We start from the raw sequence: 21,729 nt of genomic DNA, 5'->3' as shown, positions 1-21,729 counted from the left end.
TCAAGGTCAAGTGCGTGATACCCGGGGCGAGCGGCGGCTGGGCCGGGAACGCCGGATGAGGCATCCATCGCTCGTTGATACACTTTAGCTAGATTAACCCCAGAATGCCGATTGCCGTTCGGGCCTCTACCGCTTCTGCGATTTGGCGCGTCCGCCCGCCAGCGCCGCGACCACCGCGACGACGATTCGCGGCAGCGCCGATGCTGATTCCGGCGCGTGCGAGCGGTTCACCGTTTCTCCACCCTCGCCGCCCATACCTCCACCTCGCCGTCACCGCCGACGCTGCCAGGGTTACGGGTATTGGCGTCGCCCGCGTTTCGCGGGCAACCGCTTGCGCCGGAAGGAGACGCACATGAAGGGTCGGATACTCGATATCGCGCTCGTGGCGAGCTGGGTCGTGTCGTTCTTTGTCGTTGCCATGGTCCACCCGGGAGTCGCCAACCTGGTGATCGGGGTCGGCGGCGCGATGGCCCTCGGCTGGTACAACTCGGCGGTGCGGCACACCGTGAAGGATTACACGCTGCGCGGGCCGTGGCGCCGCGCGACGGACGCCGCCTGAACCGCGGCGAAACCCGCCACCGCAATCGAATCACCGACGCGGTCCCCATCGATCCCCCATCGGTGGGGACCGCGTGCGTCCCGGGTGGCACTGCCCGAGCCGGTCACGACAGCGCGCCAGCCCGCTCAGTTGTTGACGTGCAGCGTGCTCTGGTAGGCGGTGACCGCCGGGGTGGCGCACACGTTGCCGGGCTGGCCGTTGGTCATCTGGCACAGCAGCGCGGTGAGCGCGTTGGCGGTGCCGTCCACGGCCTTCGCGATCGGGTCGGACGGGTTGGACAACGCCGCCGCTATCTGGTCGGCGCTCTTACCGGCCAGCAGTTGCGGGCTGAACGAGGAACCCGACACCAGCGCCTTGTTCCCGAGGTCGACGAACGGGATCGATCCGGCGTCCGACGCGGGCACGAACGGCGCGGCGTTGTACTTGTCGAGCAGTTGCTGCTGCTGTGCCGTCGGCTTGTCCAGCGGCGCGTACCCACTGCCCTGCGGCTGGTTGGTCGTGGTCTCCACACCCTGGAACGCGACGTACTGGCTTGAGTACGTGGCCCCGTGGAAGGACAGCGTGGCCGTGTTGGGGAACACGTCCGTCGATGAGGAGTGGGTCTGGCCCAGGTTGCTGAAGGTCCCGAAGCGACTCAGCGCCTGGACCATCGACCACCGCTCAGCGGCGCAGAACGGGCAGTACTCCGCGCCCACGTACACCACCAGCGGCTTGCCGCCATCGGTGAGCATGGGCTGTCCGGTGGTCAGGCTGGGCAGGGTGGTGACCTGACCGGTGCCGACCTGATCCAGCACGGTGGCCGGAACCGTGGTGAGCGGCGTCACCATGCTGGCGGGCGCCAGCCCGGATGCCGCGGCCGCGGTGTGACTCCCGCCACCGGCGACCTTCACCCCGACCAGTGTCCCCACCACCACAACGACCGCCACGATCGCCGTGATCGCGGCCGTCATCCGCTGCCGGCGCGCCTTGGCTGTCCTGCGTTGGACCTCCAACGCCTCCCGTGCCCGTTGCTGAGCCTGCCGACTGCTCTTCGACACCACACCATCTCCTGCTTACCAAACCGCCCCACCACGCCCCGGCCGGACTGCTCCCGCCGGACGTGACCCACGGTAATTCTCACGCGGAGCGACGCCAACCGGTTCAGCGCCGGGCCCAGGCCACACCCCGGGAGGGCCGGACCGCGCCGGGCAACGCGCCGCTCGGCTCATGACGATCAAGCACACCGGACGCGCCTCGATACCGACCCCGAAAGCACGTAGCCAAGACACCAGTGTTCGGGTTAGCCTGATACTGCTAACCCGAACACTCATGTTCGGGTTGACCATCCACGGGAGGTCCCCATGCACGCCACCGTCAACGCCCAACAGGCAGAAGCATGGAACGGGTACGAGGGCCAGTACTGGGCCGATCACCCCGAACACTGGGATGCGGTGGCCGGTGGGCTCAACGCTCCCCTGTTCGCCGCCGCCACGGTCACCGCCCAGGAGCGGGTGCTCGACATCGCCTGCGGCAACGGGCAGACCACCCGGGTGGCCGCGGGCCTGGCGTCGGGTGGGCACGCGCTGGGGATCGACCTGTCCGGACCGATGGTGCGGCGCGCACGCGCGATCGCGGACGCGGAGGGCACCGGCAACGTCCGCTTCGAGCAGGGCGATGCCCAGGTGTACCCGTTCCCGCGAGGCGAATTCGACGTGGCCGTCAGCCGCGGCGGGCTGACCTTCTTCGCCGACCCGTTCGCCGCGTTCGCCAACATCGGCAGCGCCCTGCGGCCGGGTGGCCGGATCGCCTTCGTCTGCCTGCAGGAGATCGCCAAGCAGGAATGGTTCACCGTCCTCAGGTCGGCGGTGCTCGGCCGGGTCCCGGAAACCAACGCCGCCGACCCGTACGCGCCCGGCATGTTCTCCCTGACCGATCCGGACCGGATCCACAGCGTCCTGACCCGGGCCGGCTTCGCGCAGCTCACGGTGACCCCCCTGGAGGTACCCATGGTGTTCGGGCCGGACGCCGCGCGGGCCGCCGACACGCACCTGGGCACCGGTCCGGTCCGGTTCCACCTCAAGGGGGCTGACGAGCCGACCGAAGCCCGGGTGCGGGAAGCGGTCACGGCCGCGCTACGACCGTTCGAGCGGCCCGACGGTGTCCGGATGCGCGGCGCGTACTGGCTCGTCAGCGCGGTGCGCCCCTGACGGCCGCGACCAGCTCACGTCACATCGACCGCCCACCCAGACGAGGAGAACAACCGTGAGCGTGAATCCCTCAGTGCACAATGCCACCGGCACCATCACCCCCGCCGGCGCCCTTTCGCGGCAGGACACCGGGACCGGCTCCCGGTACCTGCGCACCACGGTGAGGCTGACCGGGTGGATCGGCGGGCCGCTGTTCCTGCTCACCGTCATCCTGCACCCGGCCCGCGACGGGCACGACATCGCGGCGCACCCCGAGTGGTACGCCTTCACCCACTCCATGGAGGCCATCAGCCTGCTGATCCAGGCGGTCTGCCTCGCCGGCGTCCTGGCTCTGGTCGTGCGCAGGATCGACTCGCGCGGACTGACCGCGCTGTTCACCGCCCTTGTCGGCACCATCCTGTGGTTCGGCCTGATCATCTACGACGGCGGCCACAACCCGGTGACGGCCAGGTACGCGCCCGGGCTCGTGCACACCGCTCACGACATCGACATCGAGGGCGGCATCGTCGTACTGTCCGCCAACGTCCTCTTCCCGCTGGGTTGCGTGCTGCTCGCCCTGCTGCTGAACCGCCGCGGGCGGCGATGGACCGGCCTGCTCCTGGGCTTCGGCGGCGTGGTGTACGGCATCGGGGGCACCGTGGCGCTTTTCGGCTTCGGGCCACACTCGATGATCACATCGATCTTCGAGATCGTTGGCGCCGCACCGCTCGCGCTCGGATACGTCCTGCTCGGCCGCGCCGCCGCACAGCTACAGCCGCTGTCCGCCTGAGGCTACGGCGGGGACCATCGCGCCGGGTGGCGTGAAGGCCGCGACCAGCGTGGCCGTGATCAGCCCCGAGGCCTGATCGACCTTCACCCGGCCGGCGGCGGCGTCCTCGGCCGCGGCGTGGATGAGGCTGAAGACGGTGGTGAGCATCCATCGCTTCGGCAGGTCGGTGCGGAGCGCTCCGGTGCGCTGCCCTCGTTCGATCAGTGTCTGGATGCGGCGCAGGATGCGGTCGTGCACGCTACGGATGCGTTCGGCGGGCAGCTCACGGGTGGCGGCTAGCAAAATGTTGCGGAACTGGTCGACGATCTGCCATGACGAGGCCACCAGGCGGGTGAGCGCTTCCACCGGGTCACCCGTCGTGTCGGTGCCGTCGAGAATCTGGTCGGCCCGCTCGACCGTGCGCACCAGAGCGGCGTCGACGAGGTCGGCGCGGGTCTTGAAATGACTGTAGAGCGTGACCCGCCCGACGCCCGCGGCCGCGGCGACCTCCACAACGCTCGCCTCGGGATCGCGGGCGAGGCATGCCACGGCCGCGCCGAGGATCGCCTCCACGCTGCGGCGGGCGTCCGCCCGCTGCGCTCGCGCGGTCACGGTGCGCGCACCGTCGGATGGCGTCGCCATTGTTTCCTTCCCCCAAACCGAGGTTCGCCATAGTTCGCACAGCCGTGTTCAGGTTACCGCACACCACGCGGGCCTTGGGCCGGCCGGCTCCGCCCGGCAGCGGGTCGCGAGTACACCACCCGACGCCGGCAACTAGTACAGTGGCGTACGGGTTAATTGGAGGGAGTCCACGATGTCGATCCGCCACGTCACGCCCCTGACCCGCAGAACAGCGACCGGTCGGGTCGCCCAGGTGTATGCCCAGTCGGCCGCCGACTTCGGCCAGCCGGCTTTCATGATGGTGTCTCCCGCACCGGACCTGCACGCCGCGGCCTGGGCTCTCCTGCGAGAGTCGGAGCTGGTGGGACGGGCACCCCGGGCCGAGAAGGAGGTCACCGCCGTCGCGGTGTCGCAGGCCAACGGGTGCCGGTTCTGCGTCGACGCGCACACGATCCTGGTCCACGCCACCGGCGAGCATCAGCTCGCGGAGGACCTCCTGCACGATCGGCCCCTCACCGAACCCAGGTTCGCGAGGATCGCCGCCTGGGCTAAGGCCACCCGAACCCCCGGTGCGGCGGAGTCGCGGTCGGCGCCATTCCCGACGGAGGTCGCCGCGGAGTTCATCGGCACCGCCCTGTCGACCCACTTCATCAACCGCATGTTCTCCACCCTCACCGACGAACGACTGATCCCGGGCAACCTGCAACGGTCCCACTCGGTGCGCCGGATGGGAGGCATCACCTACGCGCGCACGGTTCGCCGCGAACTGGCGCCCGGCGAAAGTCTGGAGTTGCTGACCGGGATCCCGCGAGGGCTGACCCCCGACTGGGCGGCCGGCACGCCCATCGGCGAGGCGTTCGCCACGCTGCGCGGTGCCGCGGCCGCCGGCGCGGCGTTGTTGAGCGCGCCAGGCCGCGACCTCCTGGCCGCCACGGTCGCGGACTGGGACGGCGGCCATCCGTCCGCCGCCTGGCTCGACCAGCGACTGGCCGGCCTTTCCCCGGGCGACCGGCCGGCGGCCGGACTCGCACTGCTCGCGGCGCTGGCGCCACACGAACTCACCGACGCGCGGGTGGAGCGGTGGCGTGCCACCGGCTCGACAACCGACGCCGACCTGGTGCTCCTGCTGGGCTTCGGCGCCATCACCGCGGTGGAACGGATCGAGAGCGCGATCGCCGGCGCGCGTTGACTCCTCAGTGGCATGATGCGTCCCGGGTTGCGCCAGTTCGTCACCCAGCCCGGGGCGCCTCCTCCACGTGGGCGTCCACCATCGCGAGCAATGCCTTCATCGCGGAGCTGATCCGGCGTTGCTCCGCCGTCGCCACGTGCAGTGACCACTCCAGCGACTGGTCGGTGACCGGTAGCGCCTTGCATCGCGGGCTTCGGGGCACCGCTCGGGTCGGCAGGATCGTCACGCCGAGTCCGGCGCTGGCGAAGTTCGCTGCCACGGCCACGTCGGCGACCTCCATGGCGATGTTGCGTTCCAGCCCGGCCGCGCCGAACGCCCGATCGTTGGCCGCGCGGTTGGCGTAGCCGAGCGGATAGTCGATGAACTCCTCGTCGGCCACGTCGGCCAGCGTCACGGAGCGGTGCCGGGCCAATGGGTGGCTCGCGGGTACGACCAGCACCTGCGGGATGCGCAGCAGCTCACGGGTCCGCAGGTGCGGGAAGGGGCGACCGCTCACGCCGAGGAACGCGATGTCGATCTCGCCGTCGACCAGCGATCGGGCCAGCCCGGCCGATCCCTCCCAGGTCGCGGCCCGCAGCCGCAGGTTGACCCGCGGATGGGTGGCACGGAACCCGGCCAGCAGCCCCGCGAAATCGATCCCACCGACCCCGGTGAGGCAGCCGACCACGAGAGTGCCGCGCAGTTCCTTGCCCACCTCGTGGACCGCGTCCCGGGCCGCCTGCGCGGCGTCGAGCGTCGCCCGGGCCTGCGGCAGGAGCGCCTCCCCGGCATCCGTCAGCGCGACCCGTTGGGCGCTGCGCTCGAACAGCACCGCCCCGAGTTCCCGCTCCAGCGCGGAGATCGCCGCCGACACGGCCGACTGGACGACGTGCAGCCGGCTGGCCGCGCGGGTGAAGCTGCGCTCCGCCGCGACGGCGACAAAATACTCCAAATGCCTGAGTTCCACGCCGCCAAGGATCACATACTGCGATGAACGTGAGCCCCGGACCCGGCGGCGGGGCCGCTCGCCGTCACTCTCCTGTGGGAACGGCGTGCCGGCGGCCCCGGCCGTACGAGTCGGCGCCTGCTCAGCCCTGAGCATGGGGCTTGAGGAGGTCCTGCAGCCCGATCCGGGTCAGGAACTCGGCTCGGATGCGGTCGGCGACCGCGCTCACCACGCTGGATCCATCGTCGGAGGGGTCGATGTGGGTGCGGAACGGACGCCGGCCCGCCGGCGCGTCCACCACCTCGACGATGGCCCTGGCGACCTGCGCCACGTCCGCGTCGGCGGGCTCCAACGCGGCCAGGCGCCGGGCGACCTCCGCCATCAGGTCGGGGTAGAGCTTGTCGTATTCGGCCACGATCGCCTCGTCGGCCGGGTGACCGCTGTTGGCGAAGTGGTTGGTGCCATGAGTGAAGGCACCGGGCACGATGATCGACGTTTCGATGCCGAACCGGGCCAGCTCACCGGCGTAGCTGACGGCCAGTGCGTCCATCGCCGCCTTCGCCGCGAAGTACGGCCCGAGGTACGGTGGCGTTCCGCCACGGGTGCTGGAACTGCCCACCCAGACCAGCAGACCTTCCCCGCGCTCGCGCAGGTGGGGCAGGGCCGCCCGGTTGAGGCGCTGGGTGCCGAGCACGTTGGTGTCGTAGATTCCGGCGAGCTGCTCCGGCGTGAACGCCTCGGTCGGGCCGGTGACCATGTGCCCGGCATTGTGCACGACCACGTCGACGCGGCCCTGCTCGGCGAGGATCGTCGCGATCGCGTCATCCGCCGACCGCTGCGAGGAGACGTCCAGATCGACGGTGCGCAGGTCGACGCCGTGCTCCGTGGCGTACTGCCGCGCGGCGGCCACCTGCGCGGCGTTGCGGCCGGCCGAGTCTCGCAGGCCGGCGTACACGGTGTGTCCGGCGTCGGCCAACGCGCGGGCGGTCAGCGCGCCGAAGCCACTGGACGCTCCGCTGATGACGATGATCTTGCTCATTGCGGTGTTCCTCGGGGGGTAGGGCAGGCGGGGATCAGATGGCCCCACCGTTGGCGTACAGCACCTGACCGTTGATCCAGCGGGCCGGACCGGCCAGGAAGCTGATGATCTCGGCGATGTCGGTCGGCGTACCGAGGCGCTCCATCGGCGGCTCCGCGCTGATCCGGGCGACGAGTTCCTCGCTCTTGCCCTGAAAGAACAGCTCGGTGGCGACGGGTCCCGGCGCGACGACGTTCACGGTGACGTCGCGGCCGCGCAGCTCGCGAGCCAGGATCAGGGTGATCGCCTCCACGCCGCCCTTGGTCGCGGCGTAGGCCGAGTAGCCGGGCCGGGAGAACTTCGCGATCGAGCTGGAGATATTGATGATCGCACCGCCGGAACGCACCCGGCGAACGGCCTGCTGGTTCACGACGAAGGTGCCGCGCAGGTTGACCCGCAGGACCTCGTCCAGCATCGCCAGGTCGAGGTCGGCCAGCGGGCTGGTGGGCATGATGCCGGCCGCGTGCACGACCACGTCCACCCCACCGAACTCCCGCTCGGCGGTGTCGAACAGCGCCGCGACCGCGTTCTCGTCCGCGACATCGCCCCGCACGGCGATCGCCTTGCCGCCGGCGCCGGTGACCAGATCGACCGTGGCGTTCGCCTCGGTGGTGTTACCGGCGTAGTTCACGACGACCGCGTATCCGTCCGCCGCCAGCCGGACGGCGAACGCGCGGCCCATTCCGCGGGAGCCACCGGTGACGATCGCTACGCGCTGCGAGGTAGCCATGATGTTCTCCTTGCTGTGGTTGTCTTCGTTCGCGCGAGGCAAGCTTGACCCCGGCGCGGCATCAAATCCAACGAATCATTCCGATGATCATCATCAGCATTACTGATGGTTGGAGATGGCGTTCAAACCTCGCGGTCGGAACCGCCACCCGCGCCGGGTCGGTTGGCTCGTGCCGCCTCGCCCACCACCGCGGCCCCGCTCTTGGTCACGGCCTTGTGCCAGGGCACCACCCCATCGATCTCCACTTGCAGGGAGAAGCTGAGGAACGTCCTGATCACGACAATGAGACCGAGCACAGCCACGTTCCGCAGGCTCGGCGAGACCGCCACCGTACGGATCAGATCGGCCGCCACAAAGAACTCCAGCCCCAGCAGCAGCACAGCACCGAACAGCTGGCGCAGCGCTCGGTAGGCCTCGTGGCCACCGGTGACCCGCCACATCCGCCCCGCCAGCACCATTGACCACACCAGACCCAGAACGAGCACGGCGGCGCCGATCGCGTCGAACCCCTGTGCCGCCCGCCTGATCAGGTCCAGAAAGGTCAACGGCACCTCCTCGCGCCAATCGCTGTGTCCCCGGGGTGGATCGATCCCCTCCGGCAACGAGTTCCCGATCGACGTCGGAGTATCCCTCGCCCGCCGCCGCCCCGGGCAATTCGCGCGCCACCCGCTCGGACGTGGCCGCCAGCTCGCATCAGGCGCAACTCCGACCGCTCTGGTATCCGGCGGCCTGCAACGCGAACAACTCGGCGTACCGGCCGGCCGTGGTCATGAGTTCGTCGTGCGTGCCGGACTCGATGAGCGCGCCGTTGTGCAAGACGAAGATTCGGTCGGCGTGCCGGACGTTGGCCAGCCGATGGGTGATCAGTATGGTGGTCGCCCTGCCCCGACGGTCCCGGATCGCCTGGAACAGTGCGTCCTCGGCGCGGGCATCCAACGCGGAGGACGGCTCATCCATGATCAGAAGATCGGCGTCCCGGAGGAACCCACGTGCGGCGGTGATCCGCTGCCATTGGCCACCGGAAAGGTCCTGCCCCTTGGCGAAGGTACGGTCCAGGAGAGTCTCGTAACCGTGCGGCAGGTCGCGGATCATCTCGTGGGCCACCGCGCGTTCGGCGGCGCGTTCGATGCGTTCCTGCTGTGGCGTGGCCTCGGCGTCACCGATGGCGATGTTGGTCGCCGCGGTGAACGGCCACTTGTGGTAGTCCTGCGTGACCACGGCGATCCGGGCTCGCAGGCCGGCGGGATCATATTCTGCGAGTTGCTGGCCGTTCCACTCGATGCTGCCGCGGCTCGGCGCGCGCAGGGCGGCGATCATCGCCGCGAGGGTTGATTTCCCGGACCCGTTCTCGCCGACGAACGCCACCGTCTGCCCCGACTGGATGGTGAGGGTGACGTCGTTGACGGCCGGCGTGTCGCGGTCGGGATAGCTCAGCCCCACCCCGCGCACCGCCAGCTCCCGCAGCGGGGCGACGGCCACCCCGCCCCCGGCGTCGGGCAGGTAGTCGACCGCGCGGGCCATGAACCCGGTGTAGTCACCGAAATGCTGCCCGTCGGTGTAGATCCGGTCAATCTGGAAGGTCACCGTACTCAGGGCACGTTGCGCCGTCTGGACCGCGATCACGCACGTCGCCGCCGCCGACAGCGGGATCTGCCCGTCCAGGAGCAGCACGCCCAGCAGGCCGTACACGACGCCGGTGGCCAGGCCCCCGATCACCGATCCGATGCTGGTCGTCGTGGTGACCCGCCGCGCCAGCGCGATCTGGATATCGGTCTCCACGCGCATCACGCGGTCGTACTGATCGAGCAGGAACTGGCGCAGCCCGTAGGAGCGCAGTTCCGGGGCGGAGACCCGTTCCGCCATCAGCTGGTGCAGGATCCACAGCCGCCGCCGGCGCACCGACCCGGCCGTGTACGTCTGGTAGCGCTGGTGACCGGCCCGCAGCGACGCCCACGCGTTGGGCACGGTCGCGACCAGCAACGCGGGCAACAGCAGCGGGTGGATCACGATGACCGCCACGGTCACCGCGAGGAGGCTGACCAGCCCCGCGAACAGATTCATCGCGCCCTGCACGAGATCGATCGCCGAATCGGTCCCCCGAGAGGCGCGCTCCATGTCATCGGCGAACGCGTCCTCGTCGAAGGCGTCCAGCCGCACCTTCGTGGTGACCTCGAACAGGCCGCGCTCGACCTCACGGCTGACCCGAGGAGCCAGGGTGTTCTGGGCGTACCCGATCGTGATACCCACACCGGCGCGGATTCCCGTCGCCACCGTGAGGACGCCGAGCGCGGGCAGCGCCGCGGTCACCCGGTGCGGCGTCGGCCCCCCGGCGAACAACTCCACCAGTACCCGCTGGGTGGCCAGCAGCCCGAACGCGGCCATCACCCCGGCCCCGACCGTTGCCACCGCGGCGACCGAGGTGCGGACCCGGTCGGCGCGCCAGCTGATCCCCAGCGCCTTGCCGACCAGGCGGGGCAGCTCGGCGAAGACGGACAGCAGGCCCGCGTCGGCGCGGGCCCGGATGCCGGTCTCCCACGACAACGCCCGCAACTCCGGCAACACCGACTCCACCGGGCTGCCCGCGGTCTGGCGAGGAACAGCACTGGCGCGGCGAGTGGTGCCGTCGGTCCCGGATACCGTCACTGGGTGCTCCTCACTACGAGAACGTTGGACAGTGGCGCCCTCTGTCCCGCGCCTGCCGCGGCGCGCGGTCGCTCACGTCCCGGAGGCTGGTCGGAACCCGCGGTGGTACCGCGTCAAAGGCCGCACGACAGCCTTATCTGATTCGCGGCTTGGAGGTTATGGCCTGGACTGGCTGATCGCCCGTAGCCGGTCGACAGGCGTCCGGGGCCGGCGGATCGTGCCGTCGTCACGCGTGGCCCGTCCTCGCGGGCTGCCGTCTCGCAGCAGGTTGGTCAACTGCACCCGGGAGCGCACCTGGAGCTTGGCGAAGACCGACCGCACGCGCAGTCTGGTCATGACCCGATCAGGACCGCGGCCGGCCGGCCGCCGGCTGCGGTTGGCCGAGGAAATCGAGGGTGGAAAGCTGCTCGACGGTCGCCTGAAGCTGGCTGACGCGCGCGCGGCCGATCCGGACGAGTTCCGCGCCGGCGCTGGTCCACCGGTCGAGGTCGGGCGACATCGGCGGGATGTCGGCGAGGATGGCGGCACTGTCCTTGAGCGTGATCCCGACCCGTTGCGCGGCGAGCGCGAGCCTGATCCGGCAGATCGCGTCGGGGTCGAACCGGCGGGCGTTGCCGCTGCTGCGGTGGCCGGTGATCACGCCGTAGCGCTCGTAGAAGCGGACCGCGTTGGGCGTCACCCCGGCGGCGTCGGCGAGTTGACCGACGGTCAGCTTCGTCATGATTCACGCCCCGATGTCGCCGCTACTCCCGCCACCTCCTCCATTGTCGGTCGGGGCCGGCCGGGTGACCGGAGCCGGACGACCAAAGCGATCGACATCACCGCGACGGCCGCGAGCCGGGTCAGGCGCTGAGCGTCCACGGCGGTGGCGGTGTCCGCGGCCGACGCCCCGAGCGCGTCTCCGCCGGTCAGCGCGACGGTCAGCCCGCTGAACAGGGTGCTGAACACCACCGTGCCGACGCCGAGCACCGCCACCAGCCCGCCGAACGACAGCACGATCCCGGCACGCAGTTCCGGCCCGGTCAGCCTGGTCACGGCCGCCCCGGTCACGGCCGGCCGACCAGGTCGACGGCCCGCGCCGAGCGCAACGCGCGCGCCCAGGTAGCCAGCTCGTTCATCATCGCGTGCAGCGCCTCCACGGTGCCGGGCGGTGGGTTGAACCGGCCCGTGGTGTCGAGGTGGTTCCACGCCATCGCCAGCAGGACCGACTCCCGTACGGTGGCGGCCCGCAGCTCCGGGAACACCGCCCGAAGCTGCTCGACGGCCCTGATCCCACCGGAACTCCCGTACGCGACGAACCCGACCGGCTTGTACGCCCACTCGATGAGGTGCCAGTCGATCATGTTCTTCACCGACGCCGGGAAGCTGTGGTTGTACTCCGGGGTGAGCAGCACGAATCCGTCGGCCGCCGCGAGCCGGCCGGCGATCGGCGATGGGGCCGCCCCCCGCGCCCGCAGTTCGCGCATCGGGAGCGAGACCGAGGCCAGATCGATCATGTCGATGTCGGCCCAGTCCAACGCGGCGAGCTCGCGCTCCAGCCACCCGGCGAGCGGATCGGCCAGGCGCGGCGTGCGTACGCTGCCGATCACCACGGCGATCCTGAGCCGGTCACAGAGGTTGTTAGCTGTCATGCCACCGACGCTAGAAGTTCGCCTATAGGTGAACTCAAGTGCGACGCGGCAGAAGTACCGCTAGCTCCATCGGACAGAATTACACATGTGGCAACATTTCCATACATGATTTCTTGACAGACACCGGCGGTCGCCTCACGATCGATCGAAACCGCGCAGGTTCCCGCACTCTCCAACACAGAGGAGAACGATGCTCCCCGGACTATCTCGTGCCCGGCGTGGTCTCGTCGCGCTCATCGCGACAACCCTGGTCGCCATCGGCCTGACCGCCGGCACCGCCACAGCGAGCAACCCCAGCGACTCCCCTCCCGTCTCGCCGACCACGCACACCGTCACCTACGACAAGTACTCGATGATGATCGACGGTAAGCGCACCTACATCTGGTCCGGCGAATTCCACTACTGGCGGCTGCCCAGCCCGTCCCTCTGGCTCGACGTGCTGCAGAAGATGAAGGCCGAGGGCTACAACGCGGTCTCCATCTACTTCGACTGGGCCTACCATTCCCCGGCACCCGGCGTGTACGACTTCACCGGCGTGCGCGACATGGACCTGCTGCTCGACGACGCGCAGAAGGCCGGCCTGTACGTCATCGCCCGGCCGGGGCCGTACATCAACGCGGAGACCAGCGGCGGCGGCTTCCCCGGCTGGTTGACCACCCAGGCCGGACGGGCCCGCAGCGACGCCCCGGACTACCTGGCCGCCGCCGAGGACTGGCTGCACCACATCGATCCGATCCTCGCCCGGCACCAGCTGACCAACGGTACCGGCACGGTCGTCCTCGACCAGTTGGAAAATGAGCTGGCCTCCACCGGCACGTCCCAGCGCAACTACATGCAGGCCCTCGCCAACCAGGTGCACGCGGACGGCATCACGGTCCCGCTGTTCAGCAACGACAAGGGGCGCAACGGCGACTGGGTGCCACCCAGCTCGACGGTGCCGGGCACCGTACCCGGCCCGACCGACCTGTACGCGTTCGACACCTACCCCGGCGGCACCTGCCACACCGACGGTACGGTCGGCGCCCCGAGCGCCGCACCCGACCTGGGCCTCTACGGCCCCGGAGGCGCGGGCGGCGGGGCGTCGGCGTCGCCGGCCACGCCCGGGTTCACCGCCGAGTTCGGCGGTGGCTGGTTCGACTACTGGGGCAGCGTCGGCACCTACCCGTGCACCGCGCAGCGCCAGGGCTCCGGGTACGAGCGGGTGTTCTACGCGACGAACATCGCCAATGGCCTGACCATGGACAACTTCTACATGACCTTCGGCGGTACCTCCTGGGGTTGGCTGCCGGCACCGGTCGTGTACACCTCCTACGACTACGGCGCCGCGTTCGACGAAGGCCGCCAGATCCGGCCGAAGGCCACCACGATGAAGGAACTGGGCCTGTTCCTGCAGAGCGTCAACCCGATCGCCGAGGTGGACAAGGGCGCCGTGGTGACCCCGTCCAGCAGCCGGATCCGGGTGTACCACGACGTCAACCCGGACACCGGCACCCACTTCTACATCGCCACGCACAACCCGTCGAGCGCCACCAGCAACGACGCCTTCACCTTCACCGCCACGACGGCCGACGGCACATACCAGATCCCGGCGGCCGGCACGCTGCGCGTCAACGGGCAGGATTCGAAGATCCTGGTCGCCGACTACGACCTGGACCGCCAGCACCTGGTCTACTCGACCTCGCAGATCATGACCCACTTCTCCTCCGGCGACCAGGACATCGCGCTGCTCTACGACCCGGCCGGCGAGGACGGCGAGACCGTCCTGCGCTACGCCAGCCAGCCGACCGTCACGGTGCTCTCCGGCAGCGCGCAGTCGGTGTTCGATCCGGCAACCGGCGACCTGCGCCTGGACTACGTCCACTCCGGACTGACCGAGGTGCGCATCAGCGGCGGCGGTCGCGCCCCGCTGACCCTGCTGCTGGCCGACCAGGGCACCGCCGACACCTTCTGGCGCCCCGACACCGGCGGCCAGCCGGTACTGGTACGCGGACCGGAGCTGGTGCGCACCGCGTCGTTCGGCACGCACACGCTCAACCTCACCGGTGACACCGCCCAGCCCGCCGACCTGGAAGTCTGGGGCGCCGGCGACGCCACCATCACCTGGAACGGCACCGACATCCCGACCAGCCAGACCCAGGCCGGCAGTGCCCTGGCCAGCACGCGACTGCCCGGGGCGACCCCGGTGACGCTGCCCGACCTGTCCTCGGCCACCTGGCGTACCTCGGTCGAGTCGCCGGAGTCCGAGCCGTCCTTCGACGACTCGACGTGGGCGCTCGCGAACAAGACCACGACCAACAGCACCACCAAGCCGCCCGCCGGGCAGCCGGTGCTCACCGCCGACGACTACGGATTCCACCAGGGTGACGTCTGGTACCGCGGCACCTACTCCGGCGACGGCACGGCGAGTACCATCGCCATGCGCTACGGCGGTGGCGGTGCCGGCATGCTGCAGGCCTGGCTGGACGGCGTCTATCTGGGCCAGGACGTGCTCGCCACCAACCTGTCCTCACCGCCGACCACCGGAACCGTCACCCTCACCATCCCCGCCAGCCTCCGCGGCACCGGCAAGCATGAACTGTCGGTGATGGTCCGCGACGACGGACACAACGAGGATGGCGGCGTCAACGACGCGCAGCGGGAAGGCCGGGGCCTGATCTCCGCGACCTTCGCGGGCGCGACCGGCGGCGCCGACGCGGTACCGGTCGCCTGGAAGATCCAGGGCAACCAGGGCGGTGAGAACATCGTCGACACCGCCCGCGGCAGCGAGAACATCGGCGGGCTGTCGGGCGAGCGCGACGGCTGGTACCTGCCCGGGTATCCGGACAACACCTGGTCGACGGCGACGCTGCCGGCGGCGTCGGCGGCACCCGGGACCACCTGGTACCGCACCGCCTTCCCGCTCAACGTGCCGAAGGACGACGACGCGTCGATCGGCATCACCATCGGCGACCCGTCCGTGCTCCGCTCCGGCGGAAACTACCGGGCGCTGATCTACGTCAACGGATGGAACATGGGCCAGTACATCGCCAACGTCGGGCCACAGCACACGTTCGTGGTGCCCAACGGGATCCTCGACCCGCACGGCAACAACACGCTGGCGATAGCGGTCACCAGCGACGGCGGCGCCGGCAACGGGCTGGAGAAGGTCTCCCTGACCAACCTCGGCACGGTCCGCGGCGGCGTCCCGGTCACCATGAACACCGCGCCGGCCTGGTCGGCGCAGGTCTACGGCACCCCGGCCAGGGCGGGGAAGGTCACCGTCGACAGCGTGAGCACCGACGCCGGCAACCCGGCCCGCTCCGGCGACACGATCCACGTCAACGCGGTCGTCACCAACCACGGCACCGCCCCGGTGACCCGCCTGGCGGCGACGCTGGACGCCCCGGCGGGGTGGACGGTCACCGGCGGTGACCTGAAGTCGACCATGCTCGCCGGCGGGGCGTCGACGACCGTCGGGTGGACGGTCGCCGTGGCGTCCGACGCGGGCACCGCGACCGATCAGCTCGCCGCGATGCTGACCTACACGGGGCCGGGCGGCAGCATGCGCACCGGTGCCACCGCGCGGGTCGACGTGCGCTCGCGCGGCGACCAGTACATCAGCGACCTGCCGTGGGTCTCCTCGACCGACGGGTTCGGTCCGGTCGAGCGGGACCAGAGCATCGGCGGCAGCGGCTCCGGCGACGGCGGGGCGCTCACCCTGCGCGGTACGGTGTACCCGAAGGGGCTGGGCACCAACTCGGTCAGCCAGGTGGTGCTCGACGTCCCCGCCGGGTGCACGTCGTTCACCTCCGATGTCGGCATCGACGACGCGGCGGCCGGCCGCGGCACCGTCACGTTCGCCGTGCTGGCCGACGGCGCCGTGGTGGCCAGCACCGGCACGCTGACCGGTGGTTCCCCGGTGGTACACCTGACCGCCGACGTCACCGGCGCGTCGGTGCTGACCCTGCAGGTCGGCGACGCCGGCGACGGAAACGGCCATGACAACGCCGACTGGGCCGACGCACAACTGCACTGCGCCGGCTGACCGTCCAGATTGAACAACGGTGAAGGGCCTGTACCCGTCATTTCGACGGGTACAGGCCCTTCACGCGAATGTCGCCCGTAGCCTCAGTTCGTGGGGTACTGGTAGTAGGCGCCGTACAGGTCGACGAGCAGGTCGACGGTTGCCCCACCGCCGTTGTAGAGGTCGATGGCTCCGTCGGCACCGACGGGGATGACGGCCATGTTCGCCACCGTCGTTCCGCCGGCGAAGTCCACACTGGACGCGGTCGGGCGCACCGAGCCATCCGGGTACGCGGTGATGTAGCCGGTCGAGGAGGGGTTGGTCGCGGTCAGGTTGATTTCGACCGCGGAGATGGGCGCGCTCGGCCGGTGGTGAAGAGGTCGTCGTGGCGCTGCACGGAGACGTGTATCTGGAGGTCGGACCGGGCAATCTGAAGGAAGAGCGGATGGTGAGCGTGCGAGATTCCATCGACGTTTTCACTTTCGGCGACGCCTTACGTGATGTAGGGTCACCAAGAGTGGAAGCGCGCTGACACTCAGCTAAACGAAGCGATAGTCGGTCGTCGCCGCGATGAGGCTGTCTTGGGAGGGGCGGCCCGCCGGACCGGTGCGACAGGTTTGACGTCGTCCCCGACCGAGCACCTGCGTTGACCGACCACTGCCGTATCTGTGGCGTCACGGGGCCGCCCTGCCGCGCCGCCAGCACCATGCCGACCATGACGACGGTTCCTGCGACCACGACGATTCCTGCGACGGCCATGTCGCGCGACCGGTGTCACGCGACGCCGATGGAGTCGACGCGCCGAAACGGCATTGGCAGCCGGCCATGGGTTCTGCCGGCCGAAAAGCCCGGCGCAAGCCGATCAGCCCATTGTGGACAAGTGACCGAACGCCGCCCACCCGGTGACGGCGGCCACGCGACCACCTTGACGGAATAGGGGAATCAACCCAAGGACGGCGTCCACGCCGGTGTGGGCGGCCACCTGAGGGCCATGCGGCCTCGTGGCGCCTTCCGGCGCGTACAGCCACGCGGTTTTTCAGGAGGGTCTCGCCACATGAAATCGCGCCGTAGATCCCGCCAGAAGTGGTGGATGGTGACGGTCGGCTGCGTCGCGGCCGCACTCCCGTTGTGTCTGAGCGCCAGCGGGGTGGCGTCGGCCGGCGGCACGCGGCCCCCGCGTCCGCCGACACCCACCATCAACGCCGACTACCTGTACAACGAGCTGTACACGATGTCGAAGGCATTCAGCTACCGAATCTCGGGTGCCGACGGCGACCCGAAAAACGCCGACGACGTGTTCAACCTGCCGCCGACCGTCAACGGCTGGCAGGAGCTGTTCGCGTACTGGAAAGCGAACCTCACCAACACGCGGGTCAACACGTCGCTCGCGAGCTTCGCGACGGTGACGGACCACTACTTCCGCCGCACCGGCGGCTACCGCTTTGACTCCGACGACGCCGAGGTGACGATCCCCGGCGCCACCTGTGCGGGCCAACGGGTGCTGCTGGCCGCGCACCCGGATGAGACCCCGGTGCCCAACGACATCGTCGGCGAGATCAATTCGGGTACGACCAGCGGCACTACCGGCTTCGGCGCGGCGCGCCGGGAAATCACCGACAGTAACCTGGGCAACGAGGGGGCCTACGACGGGCTGTCCGGCGTCGCGCTGACCATGGCCGAGTACAACGCGCTGCTCGACTGGTACCACGCGAACGGCACGTACCCGAAGCGCACCCTCAAGGTCACGCTGCTCGACGCGTCGCGAGGAAAGACGGGCGACGGATTATTCGGCCGCGAGGGCTCCGCCTACTACGCCGATAACTTGATCCCGTCCGGGCCCCAGGGCCAGTACGTTCTGTTCGCCAACATGGACTCGCTCGGCCTGGACTACCCCGCTTACCACCTCGGCACCGAGTTTTTCTGGAACAACATCACGGGGGGAGGTGTGGGTCCGTGGTCTACCTTTGTCAAGGCCACACCGACCGCGCCGAACTCGGCCTACCCGAACAAGGGGTCCGGCTCGCCCGGCGCGAATATTACGGCCAACGCACCGGCGATCGGCCAGCTTCGCACCGATCTGCAAGCCGCGATTCAGGAGGGCTTCCAGCAGCAGGGCACGAAGTACAACTTCTCCGTACCGCTGGAAAATCCGTTGCGCTACAACCAAAACGGTCAGGCGCCGAACCCGTACAGCGGAGTGGCACCGGTCAAGCCCGCGTATTCGGCCGCCGACCAGGCGCAGTACTCGCCGGTACGCGATGACGCCGACGGGCTCGAGGATGAGCAGGCCTTCTTCGACAAGGGAATCCCGGGCTTCACGGTCTCCGGCGTGAAGAACTCCAACAGCGACGAAAACCCTTACGGAGCCTCGGTCAGCAGCACCACCAAGGCAACCCCGATCATCGGGTACGCGGGTAACCAGACCACATTCCAGCTGGGCAACAGCACCCCGCAGCCCGGCATGACAACCACCGTGGCACCGGCGGCGGCGGGCGATACCACCGTGAAGGTCGCGGATGTCACCAATCTCGCCGCAGGCGAACCCATCTTCATTGGGTCCGGCGCTGACATCGAGTACGGGCAGATCCAGTCGGTCGGTACCGCCGGGACGACCGGCACCGGCGTCACGCTCACGGCGCCGCTGAGCGGTGCGCACCCGTCGGGGGTCGCGTTCAACGTGAACGAGAACCAGCCGGTCGGCTACCTGTCCGACTCCATCGAGCACCTGAACTACTTCGCCGGTGGGGCGCCGCACGGCCTGACGCCGCAGCAGCCGACCGAGGAGCTGAAGCGGGCGCTCGAACTGCCCGCGCAGTGGACGAGCCTGTTACTCACGGGCGACGACTACCTCGGCACCACCGCCCAGCCGGACAAGCCGGTGGCCTACTTCGAAACCACACCCGCCAAGCCTGACTCCACCCTGACCGTCACCTTCGACGCCGGATTCTCCCGCGACGCCAAGGGAAGCAGTCACGGGCTGAAGTACTACTGGGACTTTGGCGACGGCACGCACGCCGTCGGCGAGCGGGTCACCCACACCTACCACAGTGCCGTCCACGCCGACGTCAAGCTGGCCGTCGGCAAGGGCAACAACTGGGGGCTGTACCGGCAGGCGGTCGCGGTCGGCAACCCGGCCGGGGCCGCGCCATCCACGAGCCCCTGCGGCACGTTCTCGCCATCCGAATCGGCCCACCTCATTTCGGCCGCGAACAAGGGTAGGTACCAGCGATGATCGCCCTCTCGAGAAGGATGAGGAAGGTGCGGCGCTGGTCGGCCGTCGGGGCCGTCGCCTCACTCGTCGCGTTCACCGGGGCCAGCGCCGCCGGCCAGGCATTCGCCAACAAGCCGGCGGGCGCCCCGCGCCCGGTCATCGACACGAACTTTCTCTACAGCGAGCTGTACCGCCTCGCCACCGACTACATCTTCCGTAGCGCCGGCGCGGACGGTCCGCTGGCCGACCCGAGCGATCCGAACAACCTGCCGGCCAACTACAACGGAGCGCAGGAGTTCTACCAGTGGTTCGGGTCGGAGTTGACCAACTCCGACGCCGCGCACATGGGGCCGTTGGGCAAGTACATGACGGCGAAAAACCACATCTACCCGACTCGGGTCTGGCAGCTCGACGACGAAAGCGTCACGATACCCGGCCAGTCCTGCGCGGGTCAGGTCGCGCTCATCGCCGGACACAACGACAGCACGCCCACCTCGACCAGCGTCGCCAACGGGGCGGCCAGCGGCAGCCCCACGCCGATGAGCTCGATGCGCAGCGGCAACTGGGGCAACGGGTCCATGTACGACGCCGGTTCGGGCGAGGCGATGGGAATGGCCGAGTTCCAGGCGCTGCTGCGCTGGTACCAGGCCAACGGCACGTACCCGAAGCGGACCATCAAGATAGGCCTGTTCGACAATGAGGAGGGCGGCCTCGTCGGCTCCGGGTACTACTCCCAGACCAACGTCACGACGCTGGCCGCGCCCGCGGCGGCGGGCGACACCAACGTGAAGGTCACCGCCCGTACCGGGGTCGGGCTCGCGGTTGGCGAACAGATGCTCGTCGACCCGTTCGGCGGCCCGCAGACGGTCACCATCACCGCCGTGGGCACCGCTGGGGCCACCGGTACTGGCATCACCTTCGCGCCGGCACTGAGCGCCGCTCACGTCGCCGGCGCTCCGGTCTCGGCCGGCATCGCCGATGTCGGTGGGCTGATCCCGGACGGCCCGCAGGGGCAGTACGTGATGGTCGCGAACATGGACCAGAACGGCCTGGAGTACCCCGCCCGTCACTTCGGCACCGACCACTACCTGAACGACATAGTCGGCGGCGGCGTCGGGCCCTGGTATACGAACATCAACGCCGTCCCGCTGTACACCACGCCGAACAACCTGTACGACGCCACGGCGATCCAGCGCATCCAGCACAACCTCACCGCGGCGCAGGCATTTCGCACGGCGACCGCCAACGCGGTCAGCGAGGCGTTCCAGGTGCTGGGGCAGAAGTACGGGTTCAGCATGCCGCTGGAAAACCCGCTGCGGCTGGACCAGGTCGGCTCCACGCCGGTCAACCCCGGACCGCAGTCCGTACCCGCGTACCTGCCCACCGACATCGCGAAGTACTCACCGGTCGTGGACGACAACACAGGCCGCACCGACCAGGTGTCGTTCATCCGTGACTGGGGCATCCCCGGGTACGGCATCATCGGCGCCTACGACACGAGCACCAACCCTCAGGTCGGCGGTAACGAGAACCCGTACCCGGCCTCGTACGCGAGCAAGCCGACCCTCAGCCAGTACACGCTCTACGACACCAACGACGACACCCCCGAGCACCTGAACTATTTCGCGTCCGGCACGACGCACGGGCCGGGCGGCCCGTCGTCTCCGTCGGAGGGCCTCAAGCGGGCGTTGGAGCTACCGGCGACGTGGACGTCGTACGTGGTCGCCGGCGACGCGTACGCCGGCTCGGAACCCAAGAGCAGCAGCCCGGTCGCCTATTTCGAGACCTTACCGGCCAAGCCGTACCTCACCTCCACGGTCACCTTCGACGGATCGTTTTCCCGCAACGGGGGCGGGCAGACCAAGGGACTGACCTATTACTGGGACTTCGGCGATGGCACGACCATGGCCACGACTGCGCCCACGGTCACCCACGTGTTCCCGTCCGACCCGAAATGGTACGACGTGAAGCTCGCGGTGAAGTCCGCCAACAAGTGGGACTTCTACCGGCAGGCCCTGGCCGTTCACTTCGTCCCCGCCCACTACCCGGACGCCCCGCTCGCCAACGAGCCGGCACCACCGGCGACCGACGCGTGCGGCACGCTGACCTCCGCCGAGCAGTCGTCGATCACCAAGCGGGCCCAGCAGTTGATGGGTCAGCTCAGCGACACGAGAACGACGGTGGTTTCCAGGCAACGCTGAGGAG

The 21,729-nt window shown here is 69.4% G+C and carries 20 protein-coding genes; 7 read left to right on the top strand and 13 right to left on the bottom strand.

The annotated features are described in order from the left end of the window. Window positions 1-126: 126 nt before the first annotated feature. A complete protein-coding gene (locus ABEA87_RS14945) occupies window positions 127-255 on the bottom strand; it encodes a hypothetical protein (protein WP_345629939.1) in 129 nt (42 codons plus the stop codon). A 97-nt stretch (window positions 256-352) separates the two neighbouring features. On the opposite strand from ABEA87_RS14945, the gene ABEA87_RS14940 reads away from it, so the two are divergent. After that, a complete protein-coding gene (locus ABEA87_RS14940) occupies window positions 353-559 on the top strand; it encodes a hypothetical protein (protein ID WP_345629937.1) in 207 nt (68 codons plus the stop codon). A 125-nt stretch (window positions 560-684) separates the two neighbouring features. Here ABEA87_RS14940 and ABEA87_RS14935 read toward each other — a convergent pair whose 3' ends face one another. Next, window positions 685-1,596, bottom strand: coding sequence for a DUF929 family protein (locus ABEA87_RS14935; protein ID WP_345629935.1), 912 nt, complete (start codon window positions 1,594-1,596; stop codon window positions 685-687). 303 nt (window positions 1,597-1,899) lie between these two features. On the opposite strand from ABEA87_RS14935, the gene ABEA87_RS14930 reads away from it, so the two are divergent. Then, a complete protein-coding gene (locus tag ABEA87_RS14930) occupies window positions 1,900-2,745 on the top strand; it encodes a class I SAM-dependent methyltransferase (RefSeq protein ID WP_345629933.1) in 846 nt (281 codons plus the stop codon). 55 nt (window positions 2,746-2,800) lie between these two features. After that, window positions 2,801-3,514 (top strand): hypothetical protein, encoded by a 714-nt coding sequence (locus tag ABEA87_RS14925; protein WP_345629932.1) that lies wholly within the window; start codon window positions 2,801-2,803, stop codon window positions 3,512-3,514. Here the strand turns inward: ABEA87_RS14925 and ABEA87_RS14920 are convergent. Beyond that, a complete protein-coding gene (locus ABEA87_RS14920) occupies window positions 3,494-4,066 on the bottom strand; it encodes a TetR/AcrR family transcriptional regulator (protein ID WP_345629930.1) in 573 nt (190 codons plus the stop codon). The genes ABEA87_RS14925 and ABEA87_RS14920 overlap by 21 nt on opposite strands. Before the next feature lie 241 nt (window positions 4,067-4,307). On the opposite strand from ABEA87_RS14920, the gene ABEA87_RS14915 reads away from it, so the two are divergent. Beyond that, window positions 4,308-5,303, top strand: a complete 996-nt coding sequence (locus tag ABEA87_RS14915) for a carboxymuconolactone decarboxylase family protein (protein ID WP_345629928.1) — start codon at window positions 4,308-4,310, stop codon at window positions 5,301-5,303. Window positions 5,304-5,343: 40 nt separating this feature from the next. Here the strand turns inward: ABEA87_RS14915 and ABEA87_RS14910 are convergent, their stop codons facing one another. The 9 genes from ABEA87_RS14910 to ABEA87_RS14870 form a co-directional block, all read right to left on the bottom strand. Further along, complete coding sequence (locus ABEA87_RS14910) at window positions 5,344-6,249, bottom strand: LysR family transcriptional regulator (protein WP_345629926.1); 906 nt, start codon at window positions 6,247-6,249, stop codon at window positions 5,344-5,346. A gap of 121 nt (window positions 6,250-6,370) precedes the next feature. Further along, window positions 6,371-7,267: an SDR family oxidoreductase gene (locus ABEA87_RS14905; RefSeq protein WP_345629925.1), complete on the bottom strand. Its 897-nt coding sequence runs from the start codon at window positions 7,265-7,267 to the stop codon at window positions 6,371-6,373. Window positions 7,268-7,301: 34 nt separating this feature from the next. Beyond that, the gene (locus ABEA87_RS14900) at window positions 7,302-8,036 is read right to left on the bottom strand and encodes an SDR family oxidoreductase (RefSeq protein ID WP_345629923.1); all 735 of its coding nucleotides are present in this window, start codon (window positions 8,034-8,036) and stop codon (window positions 7,302-7,304) included. 122 nt (window positions 8,037-8,158) lie between these two features. Continuing rightward, window positions 8,159-8,581: a DUF1622 domain-containing protein gene (locus ABEA87_RS14895; RefSeq protein ID WP_345629922.1), complete on the bottom strand. Its 423-nt coding sequence runs from the start codon at window positions 8,579-8,581 to the stop codon at window positions 8,159-8,161. 148 nt (window positions 8,582-8,729) lie between these two features. Next, window positions 8,730-10,607, bottom strand: coding sequence for an ABC transporter ATP-binding protein (locus ABEA87_RS14890; RefSeq protein ID WP_345630201.1), 1,878 nt, complete (start codon window positions 10,605-10,607; stop codon window positions 8,730-8,732). A gap of 228 nt (window positions 10,608-10,835) precedes the next feature. Further along, window positions 10,836-11,015 carry a hypothetical protein gene (locus tag ABEA87_RS14885; RefSeq protein ID WP_345629920.1) on the bottom strand — a complete coding sequence of 60 codons (180 nt, stop codon included), beginning with the start codon at window positions 11,013-11,015 and terminating at the stop codon, window positions 10,836-10,838. A gap of 7 nt (window positions 11,016-11,022) precedes the next feature. Next, a complete protein-coding gene (locus ABEA87_RS14880) occupies window positions 11,023-11,400 on the bottom strand; it encodes a MerR family transcriptional regulator (RefSeq protein WP_345629919.1) in 378 nt (125 codons plus the stop codon). Continuing rightward, complete coding sequence (locus ABEA87_RS14875) at window positions 11,397-11,714, bottom strand: hypothetical protein (RefSeq protein WP_345629917.1); 318 nt, start codon at window positions 11,712-11,714, stop codon at window positions 11,397-11,399. Before ABEA87_RS14875 ends, ABEA87_RS14880 begins: the two co-directional genes overlap by 4 nt. A gap of 11 nt (window positions 11,715-11,725) precedes the next feature. Next, window positions 11,726-12,310 carry an NADPH-dependent FMN reductase gene (locus tag ABEA87_RS14870; RefSeq protein WP_345629915.1) on the bottom strand — a complete coding sequence of 195 codons (585 nt, stop codon included), beginning with the start codon at window positions 12,308-12,310 and terminating at the stop codon, window positions 11,726-11,728. A gap of 190 nt (window positions 12,311-12,500) precedes the next feature. On the opposite strand from ABEA87_RS14870, the gene ABEA87_RS14865 reads away from it, so the two are divergent. Next, a complete protein-coding gene (locus ABEA87_RS14865; protein ID WP_345629913.1) occupies window positions 12,501-16,334 on the top strand; it encodes a beta-galactosidase in 3,834 nt (1,277 codons plus the stop codon). Between the two features lie 83 nt (window positions 16,335-16,417). Here ABEA87_RS14865 and ABEA87_RS14860 read toward each other — a convergent pair whose 3' ends face one another. Then, window positions 16,418-16,588, bottom strand: coding sequence for a hypothetical protein (locus ABEA87_RS14860; RefSeq protein ID WP_345629912.1), 171 nt, complete (start codon window positions 16,586-16,588; stop codon window positions 16,418-16,420). A 779-nt stretch (window positions 16,589-17,367) separates the two neighbouring features. On the opposite strand from ABEA87_RS14860, the gene ABEA87_RS14855 reads away from it, so the two are divergent. Further along, window positions 17,368-19,545 (top strand): PKD domain-containing protein, encoded by a 2,178-nt coding sequence (locus ABEA87_RS14855; RefSeq protein ID WP_345629911.1) that lies wholly within the window; start codon window positions 17,368-17,370, stop codon window positions 19,543-19,545. A gap of 26 nt (window positions 19,546-19,571) precedes the next feature. Next, entirely contained in the window at window positions 19,572-21,725 is a 2,154-nt protein-coding gene (locus ABEA87_RS14850) for a PKD domain-containing protein (RefSeq protein ID WP_345629909.1), read from the top strand. The last annotated feature ends 4 nt before the right edge of the window (window positions 21,726-21,729 follow it).

This window comes from Rugosimonospora acidiphila (genome assembly GCF_039543385.1).
In the GTDB taxonomy this organism is placed as follows: Bacteria; Actinomycetota; Actinomycetes; order Mycobacteriales; family Micromonosporaceae; genus Rugosimonospora; species Rugosimonospora acidiphila.
Note: the sequence above shows the minus strand (reverse complement) of the source record. Positions and strands in the feature narration are given on the sequence as shown.

Excerpts from the sequence above, each read along its gene's own strand:
- ABEA87_RS14900 (WP_345629923.1), bottom strand. The coding sequence starts at position 8,036 with ATGGCTACCTCGCAGCGCGTAGCGATCGTCACCGGTGGCTCCCGCGGA.
- ABEA87_RS14945 (WP_345629939.1), bottom strand. The coding sequence starts at position 255 with ATGGGCGGCGAGGGTGGAGAAACGGTGAACCGCTCGCACGCGCCGGAA.
- ABEA87_RS14885 (WP_345629920.1), bottom strand. The coding sequence starts at position 11,015 with ATGACCAGACTGCGCGTGCGGTCGGTCTTCGCCAAGCTCCAGGTGCGC.
- ABEA87_RS14865 (WP_345629913.1), top strand. The coding sequence starts at position 12,501 with ATGCTCCCCGGACTATCTCGTGCCCGGCGTGGTCTCGTCGCGCTCATC.
- ABEA87_RS14915 (WP_345629928.1), top strand. The coding sequence starts at position 4,308 with ATGTCGATCCGCCACGTCACGCCCCTGACCCGCAGAACAGCGACCGGT.
- ABEA87_RS14855 (WP_345629911.1), top strand. The coding sequence starts at position 17,368 with ATGAAATCGCGCCGTAGATCCCGCCAGAAGTGGTGGATGGTGACGGTC.
- ABEA87_RS14930 (WP_345629933.1), top strand. The coding sequence starts at position 1,900 with ATGCACGCCACCGTCAACGCCCAACAGGCAGAAGCATGGAACGGGTAC.
- ABEA87_RS14905 (WP_345629925.1), bottom strand. The coding sequence starts at position 7,267 with ATGAGCAAGATCATCGTCATCAGCGGAGCGTCCAGTGGCTTCGGCGCG.
- ABEA87_RS14870 (WP_345629915.1), bottom strand. The coding sequence starts at position 12,310 with ATGACAGCTAACAACCTCTGTGACCGGCTCAGGATCGCCGTGGTGATC.
- ABEA87_RS14880 (WP_345629919.1), bottom strand. The coding sequence starts at position 11,400 with ATGACGAAGCTGACCGTCGGTCAACTCGCCGACGCCGCCGGGGTGACG.
- ABEA87_RS14940 (WP_345629937.1), top strand. The coding sequence starts at position 353 with ATGAAGGGTCGGATACTCGATATCGCGCTCGTGGCGAGCTGGGTCGTG.